The following is a 15,759-nucleotide window of genomic DNA, read 5'->3' on the forward strand; positions in this document are numbered from 1 at the left end:
TGATCCGTGACGAAATACTGGAGCGTCAGTCCGAAGGTATCGGCATCACTCACTGACGCGCTCGCGCCTTGTTTCGTAACCGTCTGGCCCAGTGCGGTGACGTTGAAAGGGCCACTCGAATCCTGCGGTGCGAAGTGCATCCAGCCGGCTGCATGCGCGGCCTTCTCAGCCATGAGCATGGCGGCCGTGACGAGCGCACATGCGCAGTCGGCAGGCGATATCCAGGTCAGTTGCGAATACAAATCGCGTCACTTTATTTAGGGTCAAATTCCTATTGGTTTCACAGAAAACGTTTGCCTCGGCAATGGTCGGACGGCTTGAAACGATAGGTAGCGACAAACGCGCTTCGATTACTCCTCCGTCCGCGCGTTGCCCCATGGTCGCTGGTGCAGAGAAGCCTTCGATTTCCCATGCCTCAGTCGCTTGAAAAGTGAGAATTGTGATATATATGATGCTTATCACAATCCTAATTTGAGGATGAACATGGCCAAGGCGCAATCGGCGGGTCCCAAGAGTGCGGCCGCCGCGCACGTTGCATTGGCATCGCCGTTGGTAAGTACCCCCTCGGCTGTTGCCAGTGACATCGGTCGCTACGTTATGGCCCTCGACGCCACTCGAGCGGCGGCGACAATGCTAATCGACAAGATTCAGACTGCCGATTTCACGCCGGCAGCGAAGGTCGAGATGACACGCCAGGTCCGCCTTAGCGTCAGCGAGCAGGAAGGACTTGTATTGCAGGGGCTCGTCGACGCTTCTCCGGTCTCGCTGCTGACTGACTCGCGGGCAGAATTGGAAGCGAAGGCGGTAAAAGCTGTACTCAACGGGACGACGTGGTTGACTGCGCAGAGGGTCGGTGAGCGGCAAAATCCTGACGCGACGAATCAGCATGCAGTGACGAGCCGGTGGAAGAGGGAGGGCAAGATTTTTTCAATTGAACGTGCTGGCCAGACGCTTTATCCCAAGTATGTCTTCGACGAGCTCGGCAACCCGATCCCCGAAGTTGCGGAGATCCTCAAGATTTTCGCGGGCTACCGGCCGTTTCGAATCGCATCGTGGTTCGAGTCGACAAACAGTATGCTCCGCGGCAAGCGTCCGCGTGAGGTGCTCGCAACGAATCCGCAAGCGGTGATCGAAGCGGCAAAGGACCACGTTGTGGGGGCGGTGCATGGGTAGTCCGGTGTTCCCGCCGCCTGCTTCTCCGCTCACGCTCGGCAAGGTCTCGTCTGGTACGTGGTTCCGTGTTCATCCGCTCGATTCGGCGACAGGCAACTACGCGCCGGACGCTTTCAACGATTCCGGTCTGGGCAACGCTCGTTTCAGTCCTCTGCATCGACCGGACAACGGGGAAGTCATCCCGACCATCTATGCCGCCGCATCTGAGCGAGGGGCGATCATGGAAGTGGTTCTGCATGACGTGCCAACCCCGTCTGCCGGCTATCAGCACGACCTCGAGCGGGACCTTGCTTCGTCTTTGCATCTGAGCCAGATCGGGTTAGCCGACCTGAAACTGGCCAATATGACTGCGACGGGATTGCGTGGACCGGGCTTGGCGCCATCGGATCTGTTCGACGGCGACAAGACCGACTATCCCCGCACCCGTGAATGGGCGCTTTGGGTATGGCAAAACCTGCCCGATGCGCAGGGGCTGATGTGGATGTCAAAGCAGGACAACCAGTCAATGGCTGTGATGCTGTTTGGCGACCGGATGTCAGCACCCATCGTCGATTTAAAGCGGTCCCATCACATCGAGCACTACGAGCATCTGATCGTCGAGTTGCTGGCCGAAATGGGCGCCACCGTCACGCCGACGCTCTAGAATGCCGGGCTAGCGACATGGTTGGCGCCACCGTTTGGCTTCGCTGGAATCGACGAAGCGCGAACGATCGCGCCGATCCTCTGCTTGGCGCGCAGCTCTCAGATCCTGAGGGCTGCCGAGTTCACTTCCCATCATACCGGAGGGATAGACTCGCGCGATTGCTGCTAGCGAACGCTTGTCCGCGTCTGTGGCAGGCGGCGTCTGAAGGTAGCGGCGAGGCGCGGCCACTCGCGGCGAAGCGCTTGAGTCTCTCGCGCGCAGCAATATGCGCATACCGCGGCGCGCCGGCGAGTTGGCGATCTGCCTCCCGCAGCACCGCTTCGAACAACGGCCAATCTGCGGTTTCGAGCGTCCATACCCGCTCCGCTTCAGCGCGCTGCAGGCCACGCTCCAAAGCCGCTTCGGCGCGCCCATAAACGATTAAGTCCGTCTCGCCATACCCTGCATCCTGCACAAAGAACGTCACGTAGAGCAAGTAAATAAGTTCGTTGAACAGAAACGCCGATCCAGCGCCGGCACGACATGCCGCGAAGGTCAAATGATTCGACAACGCAACGGTCTGTGCCGCTGACGGTGGCAAGGGCAGCAACATCTCTTTGCTGAAGGGCTTGCGAGCCAGCGATCGAGAAGGTTGTGAGCGTGAGCGGCGAGAAGGCATACAGCAAGAAGGAACGAAAGAGGTCTGCGTCCAACGGAACCAGAAAAATAATAACAAGTCAGGAGAATCGATATTGTGGTGCGCGCCTCGTTGGCGGCCGAACTGGTCCGTGAGGTTTGGGGGCCCACTAACTCGAGCGGCGATCAATGATGCGTCGTGATCTGTGCGGCAAATCTCCCCGAAGCCGCGGAGGAGCCCCTCGGAAACTGTGACGCCTCTGTCGCTCCCCACTCCCTTTTTGCAACGGCAGGATGTGGACGGCGCGAATTCGCGGCGATTGAGCCGTATCCCTGAAGAAATGACACTCGGTGAGCGAGAGGGTGGCAGTACTTGGTCGAGCTAGGGAGTGCACAGATGGCGGCCCTCGCTCATGGCCTACCTGTTGTTGAACAGACTGTTGACGCATTCGCAGTCGGACGCGATCCTCTTTTTACGAACGTGGTCGATGGCTCGTATCTGACTAATCGCCATTGCAATACTGTCCTTGACTTCACTGAGCCACGACTAGGCTGGTCTGGATCAGTCGAGGAAAGGCAGAATATGAAGTCAATCGTGGCAAAGCGGGGTCCCCTTGCGACATCGGCATCCAACACCGGTGCAGGTCCCCGAAGAGCGTCACGCGACGCGGATGGCGAGTTGGCGCACTTGGAAAAGGTAGTAGGCGCGGTAAGAGCGTCAGCAGCGCATCAATTGCCAATCGCTTCAGCGTATTGGATGACACGCATACATCATCTGCGAGTTCACTACATCTTGCTGCCCGTTCAACTCGCCCGGCTATCTGCTATTGAACGTTGCATCAAGGATTGCGCACGCGAACGAACAGTGGCGGCGCCGATACGCCAACGTCGAGTTGCGAGGGCAGCTTGATGGCGCGGCAAAAATGGATACACAGCCGATACCGCGGGAACGTCTGCTTGCTCTGATCGATCCCCAACAAGGTGCGTAGGCCATCGTTGTCGTTGTCCGACTTCACTTTGATGCACTTGTCGAGGGGAGGCCTTCGGCCTGCTCAGCCGGAAATACCCGACCACTTGCCGACGTCGCGTCCGTTCTGCGCTGCATTTGACTTTCGTCGCGAGGAGCGGTTGCGAGAACCCCTCCAACAACGACCGCGCCGAAGATAGCGATACTTGACGCGAGCATGATCTGCCGGCGCAAGCTTTGAGGCGTGGATGTCGCAGTTTCCTCCGATGCTTCCGCTGGAGGGGCATTCGGCGGCAGAGCCGTCTGGCAGCGTTTGCATACAGAGGTCATAGCGCTTACTTCGGCTTCGCATGTATCGCATATGTTGTAGCGCATTCTATTATTTTCTCGATTTTATACGTCGCGCGCAGCGGTGGTGGCCGCAAGCCAACGCGGACGGAGTGATGTCGGCATAACGGCAGTGGAAGCGCAAGACTTGAGACGCTTTGGCAGGTGATCTGACGAACAAAAAGGGATGTTCGTCGACGACTGTCGGGTTTTGGCTCGACGTTGTCGTCGGGCGAAGTCGGGCGACCCACAACCACCGTCGTCACCGGGAGACCTACACACGCTACGCAGACGACATCAGGACATCCCAGAAAGGACATCGCTTCATTTGCTTGGCTACGAGTTTTGAGGTTTTGCGAGCGAACGTAACGGTTAAGAAACTGAGAGTTATCTTAATAGTAGGTTTCCGAGCGAGTACGGTGGTCGGCGCTGCCCTATTGGCCGGATCATGAAGTTGCAGGGCTTGCAAGTCGCACGACGACGCCCGCTATGAGTTGACCGCGTCCGCCCGGTCGGAGTTGCTGACGATACGTTTGTATCAGTGAACGCATGACGGAGCCGCGTACTGCGTAGTGCAATGCCGGCATGAGAACGCCCCCCAGCTTCTGAGGGCATTTCCTTTTAGATTCGTTTTGTCGGCTCGCTTCGCTGCCGAGCCACCATGTTGTTGCCAGCGAGGGGGTGAGCGATGCGTCCGTGCAGTTGGGAAGTGCTCCACCGAGAGGACAGCTGAGCGGACCGTGTCCGTTTCGCGTAAAAGTCTTCGAGCCAAACCACTCCACTGAGTCCTGCTTATGGGCATTGATTGCTCGAAGGCGCCTTCCGACAAAGGGCGTGGCCGGTTCCACGCATTGCACTTGTACGGAACAGTCGACTGCGTGCGAAAGTTTTCTCCTATGGGGGGTTCAGCGGGCTTGACCGGTCGGACCCTGCCTCACTCGCGAAGAAGCTCCGCGATGGTATTACGCAGCCAGACGACACCGGGATCGCGCGCGTAGCGTTCGTGCCAATGCTGCATGACGCGATATTTCGGCACCGGGAATGGCAATTCCATCACCTTGATCTGATTGCCTTCAGCGATGATTCGCGCAAAGCGTTCCGGCACGATGGCAAGGTATTCCGTGCTTGCGATGTTCGAGACGACGCCGAGAAAGTTCGGGATCCGCAAGCCAACCTTTCGATGAACGTGATTTCGCTCCAGCGTCTGCTCGACGACGACATGCCCGGTGCCTTGGGTCGCGACGATCAGATGCGACTCCGCCTGAAACTGATCGAGCGATATCGCAGGACCACGTAGGCGTGGATGTTTGCGGTTGACGATGCACACGAACCGGTCATCGAAGAGTTTCTGCTGAAAGTAACCCGCGTCGAGTTGCGCGAGAAAGCCGATGGCCAGATCGATCTCGCCCGATTCGAGCTGCCGCGCCGTGTGCTCCGACGTGTAGCTCAGATCGATGCGCACGCCCGGTGCCGCGCGGCGCAGATGTTCGAGCAGCCTGGGCATCACGATGCGCTGCCCAATGTCTGTCATGCACAGACCGAACATGCGCGTGGAGGTCGCGGCATCGAAATGAGCGCGGTGCTCGAGCGTAGCCTTCAGTATGTTCATTGCCTGGCGCATCGGACCGACGATGTCGTCCGCGAGCCGCGTGGGCTGCATGCCTTCGGATGTACGCACGAACAGCGGATCGCCATAGTGCTTGCGGAATTTCGTGAGGATCATGCTCACCGCCGACTGCCCCAGGTCGAGATTGTCCGCTGCGCGCGAGATGCTCGCCGTCCGATAGATCTCGTCGAACACCATCAGATTCTTAAGATCGAGATTGTCCATGGCGGTTGTCCATATCAAATTTTTTGAGAGACGGTATCAATTGTTACATATGGATTGATTATTGCGCCCTCCATAGAATCGATTCACACATCAGGTAGCGGCGTCGACCGACGGCGCCCACACGATGCATCGCGAATCACGAGGAGACGCATGACTTCAGACCATCAAGCTTCGCTGCCCGTGCTTATCGCCGGCGGCGGCATCGGCGGTTTTGCCGCAGCACTCGCGCTCAGCAAGGCCGGCTTTCGCGTGCGGTTATTCGAGCGCGCGCAGGAAATCAAGGAAATCGGCGCAGGTATTCAAATTGGGCCGAACGCATTTCATGTGTTCGAACGGCTCGGCGTGACTGAGGCCGTGCGCGCGAAAGCGGCGCTTCCGCAGAAGCTGGTCATGATGGACGGCATTTCGGGCGAGCAGGTCGTATCGATTCCGCTCGACGAACGCTTCCTCGAACGGTTTCAGCATCCGTATGCGCTGATTCATCGCGCCGATCTGCATCGCCTTTTGCTGGATGCCTGTCTCGGATCGGAGCGCATCGAAATCGTGACCAACGTGAAGGTCAACGGTTTCACCGACGACGGTGACAGCGTCGTGCTGCGCACGTCGCAGGGCGATGTGCGCGGCCGTGCGTTGATCGGCGCGGATGGCCTGTGGTCCACGGTGCGGGCGCAGCTCGTCGGCGATGGTGAACCGCGCGTGTCGGGACACATCGCGTATCGCGCGGTGCTGCCGATCGACGAAGTGCCGCCCGAACTGCGATCCAACACGATGACGCTGTGGGCCGGCGCCAAGACCCATCTCGTGCATTACCCCTTGCGCGGCGGCGAACTGTTCAATCTGGTCGCGGTGTTCCATAGCGACCGGTATGTGGAAGGCTGGGACGCCGTCGGCGACGCGGATGAATTGCATCTGCGATTCCGCGACGCCGTGCCGACCGTCAAGGCGCTGCTATCGAAGATCGAGACGTGGCGGATGTGGGTGCTGTGCGACCGCGAGCCGATTCGCGAGTGGTCGAAAGGCAACGTCACGCTGCTCGGCGACGCCGCGCATCCGATGCTGCAGTACATGGCGCAGGGCGCGTGCATGGCGATGGAAGACGCCGTTGTGCTGGCGGAAGAAATGGCCGCCACTCCCGCGGATCCGGCTGCCTCGTTCCTGCGGTACCAGGAGCGCCGTTATTTGCGCACGGGAAAAGTGCAGATGAGCGCGCGCCTCTACGGTGAGTTCTATCACGCGCGCGGCGTCAATCGCGAATTGCGAAATCAGTTCCTCCAGTCACGCAGCCTCGAACAGACCCTCGACGGCATGGCCTGGCTCTACGACCCTGACGCGATTCGTTCCACAGAACTGCAGAACGAGACGCTCGCGCTCGCGCAATGAACGCGCCCTCAACCTGATCGAACAAACACCATTATGAAGATTTGCCGTTTCAATGAGAACCGCCTTGGCGTGGTCGAAGGCGATGTCGTGCGCGACGTAACGGCCGCACTCGATGCGCTGCCTGCCTCCCGCTATCCGTTTCCGTCGCATGACGTGCTGATCGCGAACCTCGCGCAGATCCGCACTATCGCGGCCGAACTCGCGCCGCACGCACGCATCTTCGCGCTCGCCGATGTCGTATTGCGCACGCCCGTGGCCAATCCCGGCAAGATCATCGCTGCACCGGTGAACTACCGAAAGCACCTCAAAGAAGTGCTCGACGATCCTCATCTACATCACGACAACCAGATCAACCATATCCAGCGCGCAGGGCTGTTTCTGAAGGCGACCAGCTCGGTCGTCGGGGCGGGCGAGGGGGTCGCGCTGCGTCATCTCGAGCGGCGCAATGATCACGAAGTGGAGCTGGCGGTGGTGATCGGCAAAACGGCGGCCAACGTCTCGAAGCAGCGGGCGCTCGAACATGTCGCAGGCTATTGCATCGGCCTCGATATCACGATTCGCGGACCGGAAGAACGCAGCTTCCGGAAATCACCGGACACGTACACGGTACTCGGTCCGTGGCTCGTCACGCGCGATGAGATCGATGATCCGGGCGCGCTCGACTTCTCGATTTCTGTCAACGGCGAGCTTCGCCAGCAATCGAACACGAGCGAGCTGATTCTCGGCGTGCCCGAACTGATCGAGTTTGCCTCGTCGTTCTACGCACTGCAGCCGGGCGACGTGATCATCACCGGAACGCCGGAAGGGGTCGCTTCCATTCGTCCAGGCGATGTGATGGCCGCGCAGATCGAAGGCATCGGTTCGATGCGCGTAGACGTTCGCGGAGCGTGACGTCATGGGCACTGGACTAGATAATCCCGCGCGCCTCGCGCTCTATGGTCGACTCGATCAGATGCATTCCGCGCCGCTATGGGCGGTGATGTCGCAACTGGTGACGCCCGAGCCGCGCCCGCGCTGCATCCCGCATCGCTGGGACTACGCGCACATGCGCGGCTTGCTGTTGGAAGCAGGTGAGTTGATTACCGCGAAGGAGGCCGAGCGACGCGTGCTCGTGCTGGAAAATCCCGGTATTCGCGGCGCGTCGCAGATCACGCAAAGCCTTTACGCCGGGTTGCAACTGATCATGCCCGGAGAGGTTGCGCCGAGCCACCGGCATGCGGCGGCGGCACTCCGGCTCATCATCGAAGGCAGCGGTGGCTACACCGCCGTCAACGGCGAGCGCATTCCGATGACGGCGGGCGATTTCATCATTACGCCGTCTTGGACGTTTCACGATCACGGCAATCTTGGTGATGACCCTGTCGTATGGCTCGACGGTCTCGATGTGCCCATCGTCAATCTGTTCGATGCGAGTTTTGCCGAGAGCGATTCATCGGGCGAGACGCAGCGCATCGAACGAGCCGCCGGCGACGCGCACGCGCGTTACGGCTCCGGCATGCTGCCGCTCGAATACGTACCCGAAGGTGTGTCGTCACCGGTTTTTCACTATCCCTACGCGCGCGTGCTTGAAGCGCTGAGGCAGATCGAGCGGGCGCGCACGACCGACGCCTGTCACGGGGTCAAGCTGCAATACGCGAACCCCGCGACGGGCGGCTATCCGATGCCGACGATGGCCGCGTGGATGCAGCTCTTGCCCGCGGGCTTTGACGGGCGGCCGTTCCGTTCGACCGATGCCACCGTGTACTGCGTGCGCGAAGGAGAGGGCGTGAGCATCGTCGGAGATACACGCATCGAATGGCGGCAGGGCGATGTCTTCGTCGCGACTTCCTGGAGTACGACATCGCATCGATCCAGAGGCGACTCGGTGCTGTTCAGCTTCTCGGATCGTCCCGCGCAAAAGGCGCTCGGCCTGTGGCGCGAACAGCGTCTCGAGTAGCCCGCGACGCGCACCTCAAGACAACCATTATTAGCGGCGAAGCCGCAACGGAGACACTGATGAGCACGCCATCGTCCTTCCTGCAAGTGCACGAGGTCATCGACGCACGACCGTTGAGTCGACTGCAGTTCCACGCCATAACGCTTTGCATGTTGACCGCCGTGCTCGACGGCTTCGACACGCAAGTCATCGGCATGCTCGCGCCCGTGATGGCGCGATCTCTCGGCGTGCCCGCCAGCCACTTCGGGCCGGTGTTCAGCGCGGGCCTGATCGGCATGCTGATTGGCGCCGTCACGCTCGGGCCGCTCGCCGATCGCTATGGGCGCAAACGTCTCATCGTGCTCTCGTCGATCATCTTCGGTGCGCTGTCTCTCGTCACCGCGTTCGCCTCCCGACTCGACCAGTTGCTCGTGCTGAGGCTTCTGACGGGCATCGGTCTAGGCGGCGCCTTGCCGAACGCGATCTCGCTCGCTTCGGAATATGCACCGAAGCGCCACAGTCGAACCGTTGTCTCAACGCTGATGTGCGGCATGCCGCTCGGGGCGATGTTCGGCGGCCTCGTCAGCGCCGCGTTGCTGCCGATATACGGCTGGCAGGCGGTATTCATCGCGGGCGGTGTGTTGCCGCTGATCGTCGCCCTGGCGTCGATGATGCTGTTGCCGGAGTCACCGGGCTTTCTCGTGCTGCGCGACGACAGGCGACTCCAACTGGACCGCATCGTCCGACGCATCGCGCCTGACGTCGATCCTGCACGCGTACGCGGCAACGCGACGACGCCGGACACGCGCGTCCCGATGCGTGAGCTCTTTGCCCCAGGCCGCGCGATGCAGACCGCGCTCCTGTGGATCCCCTATTTCATGAACCTCGTGGTCCTGTACTTCATCGTGAGCTGGATGCCTGCGGTGCTCGTCGGCGCGCAGCAGAGCGTCGGCACAGGGATCAAGGCGGTAGCGCTGTTCAGCCTCGGTGGCGTGGCGGGTTGCATCGCGCAGGGTCCGCTGATGAATCGCTTCGGCATGCGGCGCGCGCTGCTGTGCGAACTGATGATCTACGCCGCGCTCGCCATGACGCTCGCAAATGCCGCGGGCGATGCATCGGTCGTCGTTGCCGTCAGCCTTCTTATGGGCGTCGTCGTGCAGGGCGTGCAGGCCGGGCTCAATGCTTTGGCAACGGAAATCTATCCGATCTCGATGCGCGCGACAGGCGTCGGCTGCGCGGTGGGCATCGGCCGGATCGGGTCGATCTCCGGACCGCTAATCGGGGGCATGTTGCTGCAAATGCACTGGAGCGCCAGTGAAGTGTTTCTCGCGGGCATCGTGCCAGCCGTCATTGCCGCATCCGCGATCGCGCTCAATCCGAGCGCCCGGCGCGTCACGAGCTGAAGCGCGCCCCGATTGGATTTGACGCGCGGCAAATAAAACTCAAACACCAGGATGACAAGATGAAACGCAGAATCATTGGAGGATTGCTGGCGTCGATCGCCGTGCCGGCGATCGCGCAAAGCAGCGTGACGCTGTACGGCATCATCGACACCGGAATCGAGTATGTATTGCACGCGAATGCAAAGGGGGATTCCGTCGTTCGCATGCCTGGCATCACTGGCGAGTTTCCGTCGCGCTGGGGGCTGCGTGGAACGGAGGCGCTCGGCGGGGGACTGGCCGCGATCTTCGTGCTGGAGAACGGCTTCAATGTGCGCGGTGGCGACCTCGGACAGGGCGGACGCTTGTTCGGGCGGCAATCGTGGGTCGGGCTGAAGTCAACCACATGGGGCACACTCTCATTCGGCCGGCAGTACTCGATGTCCTATCTCGGCATTCAGGAATCGGACATCCTCGGACCGAACATCTACGGTATTGCTTCTTTCGATGCCTATCTGCCCAACGGCCGCAGCGACAACTCGGTTGCGTTTCAGAGCGCGACATTCCGGGGCTTCAGCTTGGGCGCGACCTATTCGTTCGGCCGCGATTCGGCGGGAACGGGCAACTCGCCGGGGCAGGGCACGTGCGCCGGCGGCGTGCCCGGACAGTTCACGGCGTGCCGGCAGTGGAGCGCGCGTCTGAAATACGACAACGGCGTGGTAGGCGCCTCGGCGGTCTATGACGAGCAGCGCGGGGGCGCCAATGCGGCTGCGAATTTCTTCGATGGGGTGACGCCTACGCCGATCACGTCGAGCAGCGACAAGGATACGCGTATCGAAGCGAATGCGTGGGCGTCGGTCGGGCCATTCAGAACCGGCGCGGGATGGATCGCGCGTACGCTCACCGGTCCCGGTGTCACGGGCGTGCGCGCGAATCTGTTTTACGCAGGCGGCAGTTTTCAGGCGACGCCTTCGCTGATTCTGGACGGAGAGGTGTACCGAATGATCGTCACGCAGCACGACACACGCGGCACCATGGGCGCGATCCGCTGCACGTATTTGTTATCTAAGAGAACGGCGGTCTACGCACAAGCGGCGTATCTGGAGAACAGTGCGAAGGCGGCGTTCACGGTGAGCTCGGGCGGTGCAGGTGCGACGCCGGCGGCGGGCGAGAATCAGGTCGGTGCGATGTTGGGTATGCGGCACAGCTTCTGATTTACAGGTCCAGGCAATGAACGCCAAAGGCAGTGAGAGTAAGCGGGCAACGAGCCTCCATACGACGGTGGCAGCAGGTCCGCCGAGGTTCGAGGGTGGACACGTTCAGTCAGAGACTCAAACTGCGGATCGGCCGGTTCGTTGTGTGCCCCGAAAGCGAGTCGACTTTCAGGTATTTCGAGGCGACGCGTGCGTACATCGAGCAGCATGGCAAGTCTGGCGGGTTCTACAGTGACGGCGCCAGCGCGTTTCTACTGTGGCGCGGCTGATTTTGCGTCGCTGCGCTTGGCGGGTCTCAGCACTAGGTGCGGAGCATCCGGTGGACCACTGGCGACTGGCATATCTCGGGGTTCGACACGTTCCGCGCGACCTAAGCGGAATTCGAACTCAATACGATCTTCATGTTTTCCAGAAGCGAACTCGCTCCCATCGATTCGCGGCGTACCCGTTTGTACCGGCTGGCCATCGCGCTGCACGTCGGCTTATATGGATGACTGGGCGACCGCTTGACTCGTATGAGTAGATCAAGCGGCCTGGAACTATGGCAGGAGCCCACCGCGAACATGAACAAGATCGAATCGTACGATGACTTCTCGATGCGGCTGTGGTCTGGCGGGGACGGGATCGTTGAGAATGAGCCGGAAGAGCGGCTCTGACCGCGTTCAAGATTGGCGGCTCGCATGGGTCATTGTGCCAACTCGTTCGGGCGGCCGTTCCAGTTTCCGAGCGCGATTGTAGGCTATCGTGCGGCCACACAAAAAAAACCGACTCAATCGAGTCGGTTGAAAGGTCTAGCCATCTCCTACGGCCGAGCTAGAACCTGAGAGCAAGAATGACAGGCGCGCGATCCTTCTTGTCGTCACCGGATATCGAGGCCTCCTCTAATGAAACGACTGAAGCACTTCGACGTGCACCATGACCTGAAGCGACGGGAAGTTCTGGACGACGGTCGCACGAAACCACAATCGATGTAGGGTAGCTAAGCGCTACAAGGCATGTTCCTCCGCGCCTTGTGTTCCCTGCGATGGGCGAACGACAGAGAACCGGCCAACTCGTTGGACCCTCACTTCGCAGGAGTCGATTCGAATTAGTCACCACATGCGCGCGCTCTTACCAGCAGTCGGTGCTGGCGGCCCATCCTGCTGCCGGCGCATGTGCCTCTACCTGCTTGTATCGGCCGCTGTAGAAGACGAGCGGCTTTCGCTGCTCGCCGAGTTGCAGGTGCTCGATACGGCCGATGTACAGAAGATGGTCGCCCGCTTCATGAACTGCGGTAGTCCGCGCCACAATTTGGGCGAGACTTCCCCCAATCAGCGGCGCCTCCAAGCCCAAGGTGTAGGCCACATGAAGTGTGTCATCCCGTTTCCCGCCAAAGTGTGCACTGATTGCCTGCTGGCTTTCTGCCAGGAAGCTGACCCCATAGCAAACACCGACACGCATGGTGTCGTTGAATCGAGACTGCTTTCTCACCGAAATCAGGACGAGTGGCGGGTCCATCGATACCGACATGAAGGCGTTGGCCGTCATGCTCACCGGCGCACCGTCGACTACATGACTGATGACGGTCACGCCTGTTGCAAACAAACCCATCACCGACCGGTATAGCTTTGTGTCGATTTCAGTCATGTCGGCTCCGTTCAGACGAGCGGTGTTACGGTGTTTTCAACGCCCAGCAGCGCTTTACCGTAGACTTCGATACCGACGGCTGGCAAAACGACGGCGTGCCTCGCGGCCGTGTTCGAGTCGCGCCAGACGCGTTGCAGCGGACTGCTTTCTGCGAAAGTACCAGCGCCATGTGCTGAAACCAGGATGTTGAGCGCATCAGTGATGTACGTTACGACCACACCGGAGTCGGCGCGCACACGTGCTCTCGTCAAGTAGTCGAGTTTCTCGCCGCGTCGCGCTGCTTCGTCGATGTCCGCAGCGGCCCGATATGCGTGCAGATGGGCGGTATCGATTTTCAGCGCGGCCTGAGCAATCTGCGCCTGAAACATGACCGAGGACGTTTGCTTTTCAAACGTCGTGTAAGCAATTGCGCGCTGAGGCGCCTTCTCGATGACGTATTTCAGCGCGGCACGGCCCATACCCAACTGCGCACCGACGAGAACAAGAGCGGCGACCGGAACAAACGGCCCACGATACTCCGCTTCGTCCTTGAACTCTGTCGGATAGTCGCTGTTGACGGCGGCATTGATATCCAGCAGCCGGTGGTCGGGAACAAACACTTCCTTCGCCACCACGCAGTTGCTGCCCGATGCGCGCATGCCTACAGTGAACCACGTGTCTTCGATCGTGATATCTGTCTTCGGGATAAGGGCGAGATACTGGCCGGCGAACGCGCCGTTGGCATCATGCTCCATCACCCCAACGGTCACCCAGTCAGCATGGAGGCTGCCCGAAGACCAGTACCACTTGCCCGATACCATTAGGCCGCCATCAACGCGTCGGGAGTCTTTCGACGGAGTGAAAACGCCAGCTACGCGCGCATCCGGATTCGCGCCGAACACCTCCTCCTGCGCCCTTGCCGGATAGAGCCCAACGAACCACGCGCAGACATTGGTCAGCGCGGTCACCCACGCGGTGCCAGCGCACGCTTCGGCCAGCGCCGCCGTAACGTCTAGGTGAGCCCGTACTGTGCTCTGAAAGCCTCCAAAGCGTTTGGGAACCATCAGGCGGAACAGACCGGCTTCCTTAATGGCGTTGATATTTTCATCATGAGCCCGACGGTCCAGTTCGGATTTTGCTGCGTTTTTAGCCAGAACCGGCGCCAGCGCACGGGCGCGGCTCACGAAGTCCGCATCTGACAAGGCAGAATCCGGCGAAAACGATTGTGCTTCAACTTTCATTGCGAGACCTCTGAGTTGGAGACGCCGGCCGTCGACGTCGGTGTTTGTGCAAAACCTAGCAATTAGGAAAACGAACCGTATCCCACCTGTTTAAATTTCGTGGACTTGAAGCGTTCAGCGCTATCCGTCTACGGCCTGTCCTATAGTGAACAGTATGTTCATTTTATGCGGTACGAGAATCTCGTCAATCTGGGGTTTTCGTTCCCGTCACAATGAACGGATATTTACTGTTCAACCAGCCGTTAGGCCCGAACAAAGTGAACTGTGTGGTTAAAAGCTATGTGTGAGACCCGCGCCGAGGTACACCGACGACCTGGCACCTGCCACCAGGGGAGTACCGGTGTCGAGCGAGGCACCAGTCGCATTGAAACGCTCATAGACAGTGACCGCCTGTACCGTCGTGCGCTTGCTCAGAAAATAGCTAGGAACGAAGTAGAATTTGTTTGCGACCTGGTCGGGTAACCCGTCCTGAGAGCGCTTGCCATGGTAATACGCGAGGAAAACATCAATGGTCGGCGTAACGAGCCAGTCGCCACCTGCCGAATACACTTCCGTTTTCATGTTCCGATAAGGCATTGCGACCGTATTTAGCCTACTGTCGATTTTGTTCTGTGTGTATGTCGCGCGAAGCGTCACGCTACCGAGCTTATAAGCGGCGCCCCCTGCAAACGCGCGAAAGGGCGTGCCGATAGAGTCCTTGTATTGCATGTACGAAGCCCGCAAAGTGGCCGCACCGCCGTCATACCCCAGCATGGCACCTGCGGCGCTGTTGTTTGAGAACATGCCCGCGTTCCCTCCAAACGCGTACATGGCCATCGCAGACAAGCCGTTAGACGCTTTGAACTGGTACTTCATCGAGTTGTCGACGCGGTCAAGGCTCGCGCCCGCGACGCCGGGGTTCGGTCCAAAGTTATTCTGGATGGTGGTCCCGGGTCCGCCAAGATACCCCAGCCGCACGTTCATGTTGGTCGCGGAGTTGTTCGCGTACAAAGGGTCAGTGACATAGAAGAGTTCCGCGAGCGTGTTGACGTGTCGACCGAACGTCAGCGTGCCCCACTGACTACTTGCCAAGCCAACGTACGCGTTTCGGTCAAAGAGCTTCTGTGTACTACCTTGGGCTCCGGTGTTTACGATAATCGTCGAAGCAAGATTAAAGATAGCGGACAATCCGCCGCCCAAGTCTTCCTGCCCCTTGATGCCCCACAGCGACGGCAACCACATGTTCGCATTTATCGCAGTGACCGCCCCGCCTGGTGCCCGGCTGGTCTGATTGATAACTCCTTCATCCAAGCGTCCAAATAACGTAAGTCCGGACGGAGTGCTTTGAGCAACGGCCGCATTGCAAACAAGCGCCGATGTAACAAGAAGAAAATGAGTTCCTTTCACGTACGTCCCCTGCTTTTGTAGACGACCCCCGATAGTGGCGCGTATCAACGCGACACTCCAGACAGATGCGTCAATGAATGACC

12 protein-coding genes and 1 pseudogene are annotated in these 15,759 nt (G+C 59.8%); 8 read left to right on the plus strand and 5 right to left on the minus strand.

The features are described from left to right. The first annotated feature begins 483 nt into the window (after positions 1-483). Both AWB80_RS38195 and AWB80_RS38200 read left to right on the plus strand, forming a co-directional pair. Positions 484-1,173: a hypothetical protein gene (locus AWB80_RS38195; protein ID WP_143328228.1), complete on the plus strand. Its 690-nt coding sequence runs from the start codon at positions 484-486 to the stop codon at positions 1,171-1,173. Next, the gene (locus AWB80_RS38200; RefSeq protein WP_061179814.1) at positions 1,166-1,816 is read left to right on the plus strand and encodes an RES family NAD+ phosphorylase; all 651 of its coding nucleotides are present in this window, start codon (positions 1,166-1,168) and stop codon (positions 1,814-1,816) included. The genes AWB80_RS38195 and AWB80_RS38200 overlap by 8 nt, the downstream gene beginning before the upstream one ends. 121 nt (positions 1,817-1,937) lie before the next feature. On the opposite strand, the gene AWB80_RS38205 is transcribed toward AWB80_RS38200, so the two are convergent. Then, entirely contained in the window at positions 1,938-2,408 is a 471-nt protein-coding gene (locus tag AWB80_RS38205; RefSeq protein WP_061179815.1) for a hypothetical protein, read from the minus strand. A 2,251-nt stretch (positions 2,409-4,659) separates the two neighbouring features. After that, positions 4,660-5,556: a LysR family transcriptional regulator gene (locus tag AWB80_RS38215; protein WP_061179816.1), complete on the minus strand. Its 897-nt coding sequence runs from the start codon at positions 5,554-5,556 to the stop codon at positions 4,660-4,662. Positions 5,557-5,706: 150 nt separating this feature from the next. Between AWB80_RS38215 and AWB80_RS38220 the strand changes: the two genes are divergently transcribed. The 6 genes and pseudogenes from AWB80_RS38220 to AWB80_RS45160 form a co-directional block, all read left to right on the plus strand. After that, on the plus strand, positions 5,707-6,936 hold the full coding sequence (locus tag AWB80_RS38220) for a 3-hydroxybenzoate 6-monooxygenase (RefSeq protein ID WP_061179817.1): 1,230 nt from the start codon (positions 5,707-5,709) through the stop codon (positions 6,934-6,936). 33 nt (positions 6,937-6,969) lie between these two features. Continuing rightward, a complete protein-coding gene (locus tag AWB80_RS38225) occupies positions 6,970-7,827 on the plus strand; it encodes a fumarylacetoacetate hydrolase family protein (protein ID WP_061179818.1) in 858 nt (285 codons plus the stop codon). Positions 7,828-7,831: 4 nt separating this feature from the next. After that, on the plus strand, positions 7,832-8,872 hold the full coding sequence (gene gtdA / locus AWB80_RS38230; RefSeq protein ID WP_061179819.1) for a gentisate 1,2-dioxygenase: 1,041 nt from the start codon (positions 7,832-7,834) through the stop codon (positions 8,870-8,872). Between the two features lie 59 nt (positions 8,873-8,931). Continuing rightward, positions 8,932-10,254, plus strand: a complete 1,323-nt coding sequence (locus tag AWB80_RS38235) for an MFS transporter (RefSeq protein ID WP_061179820.1) — start codon at positions 8,932-8,934, stop codon at positions 10,252-10,254. Positions 10,255-10,313: 59 nt separating this feature from the next. Then, positions 10,314-11,444, plus strand: coding sequence for a porin (locus AWB80_RS38240; protein WP_061179821.1), 1,131 nt, complete (start codon positions 10,314-10,316; stop codon positions 11,442-11,444). Between the two features lie 319 nt (positions 11,445-11,763). After that, positions 11,764-11,964, plus strand: a pseudogene (locus AWB80_RS45160) (hypothetical protein); the annotation flags it as partial. A gap of 590 nt (positions 11,965-12,554) precedes the next feature. Here the strand turns inward: AWB80_RS45160 and AWB80_RS38245 are convergent. The 3 genes from AWB80_RS38245 to AWB80_RS38255 form a co-directional block, all read right to left on the minus strand. After that, positions 12,555-13,070 carry a flavin reductase family protein gene (locus AWB80_RS38245; RefSeq protein ID WP_208635747.1) on the minus strand — a complete coding sequence of 172 codons (516 nt, stop codon included), beginning with the start codon at positions 13,068-13,070 and terminating at the stop codon, positions 12,555-12,557. Between the two features lie 11 nt (positions 13,071-13,081). Continuing rightward, on the minus strand, positions 13,082-14,290 hold the full coding sequence (locus AWB80_RS38250) for an acyl-CoA dehydrogenase family protein (RefSeq protein WP_061179822.1): 1,209 nt from the start codon (positions 14,288-14,290) through the stop codon (positions 13,082-13,084). Between the two features lie 270 nt (positions 14,291-14,560). Next, positions 14,561-15,676, minus strand: coding sequence for a porin (locus AWB80_RS38255; protein ID WP_160147513.1), 1,116 nt, complete (start codon positions 15,674-15,676; stop codon positions 14,561-14,563). Between the last annotated feature and the right edge of the window lie 83 nt (positions 15,677-15,759).

It is taken from the genome of Caballeronia pedi (genome assembly GCF_001544915.2).
GTDB classification, from domain to species: domain Bacteria; phylum Pseudomonadota; class Gammaproteobacteria; order Burkholderiales; family Burkholderiaceae; genus Caballeronia; species Caballeronia pedi.

Coding starts and splice junctions, on each gene's coding strand:
- AWB80_RS38205 (WP_061179815.1), bottom strand. CDS start 2,408: ATGTTGCTGCCCTTGCCACCGTCAGCGGCACAGACCGTTGCGTTGTCG.
- AWB80_RS38200 (WP_061179814.1), top strand. CDS start 1,166: ATGGGTAGTCCGGTGTTCCCGCCGCCTGCTTCTCCGCTCACGCTCGGC.
- AWB80_RS38225 (WP_061179818.1), top strand. CDS start 6,970: ATGAAGATTTGCCGTTTCAATGAGAACCGCCTTGGCGTGGTCGAAGGC.
- AWB80_RS38195 (WP_143328228.1), top strand. CDS start 484: ATGGCCAAGGCGCAATCGGCGGGTCCCAAGAGTGCGGCCGCCGCGCAC.
- gtdA (WP_061179819.1), top strand. CDS start 7,832: ATGGGCACTGGACTAGATAATCCCGCGCGCCTCGCGCTCTATGGTCGA.
- AWB80_RS38220 (WP_061179817.1), top strand. CDS start 5,707: ATGACTTCAGACCATCAAGCTTCGCTGCCCGTGCTTATCGCCGGCGGC.
- AWB80_RS38235 (WP_061179820.1), top strand. CDS start 8,932: ATGAGCACGCCATCGTCCTTCCTGCAAGTGCACGAGGTCATCGACGCA.
- AWB80_RS38240 (WP_061179821.1), top strand. CDS start 10,314: ATGAAACGCAGAATCATTGGAGGATTGCTGGCGTCGATCGCCGTGCCG.
- AWB80_RS38215 (WP_061179816.1), bottom strand. CDS start 5,556: ATGGACAATCTCGATCTTAAGAATCTGATGGTGTTCGACGAGATCTAT.
- AWB80_RS38250 (WP_061179822.1), bottom strand. CDS start 14,290: ATGAAAGTTGAAGCACAATCGTTTTCGCCGGATTCTGCCTTGTCAGAT.
- AWB80_RS38245 (WP_208635747.1), bottom strand. CDS start 13,070: ATGACTGAAATCGACACAAAGCTATACCGGTCGGTGATGGGTTTGTTT.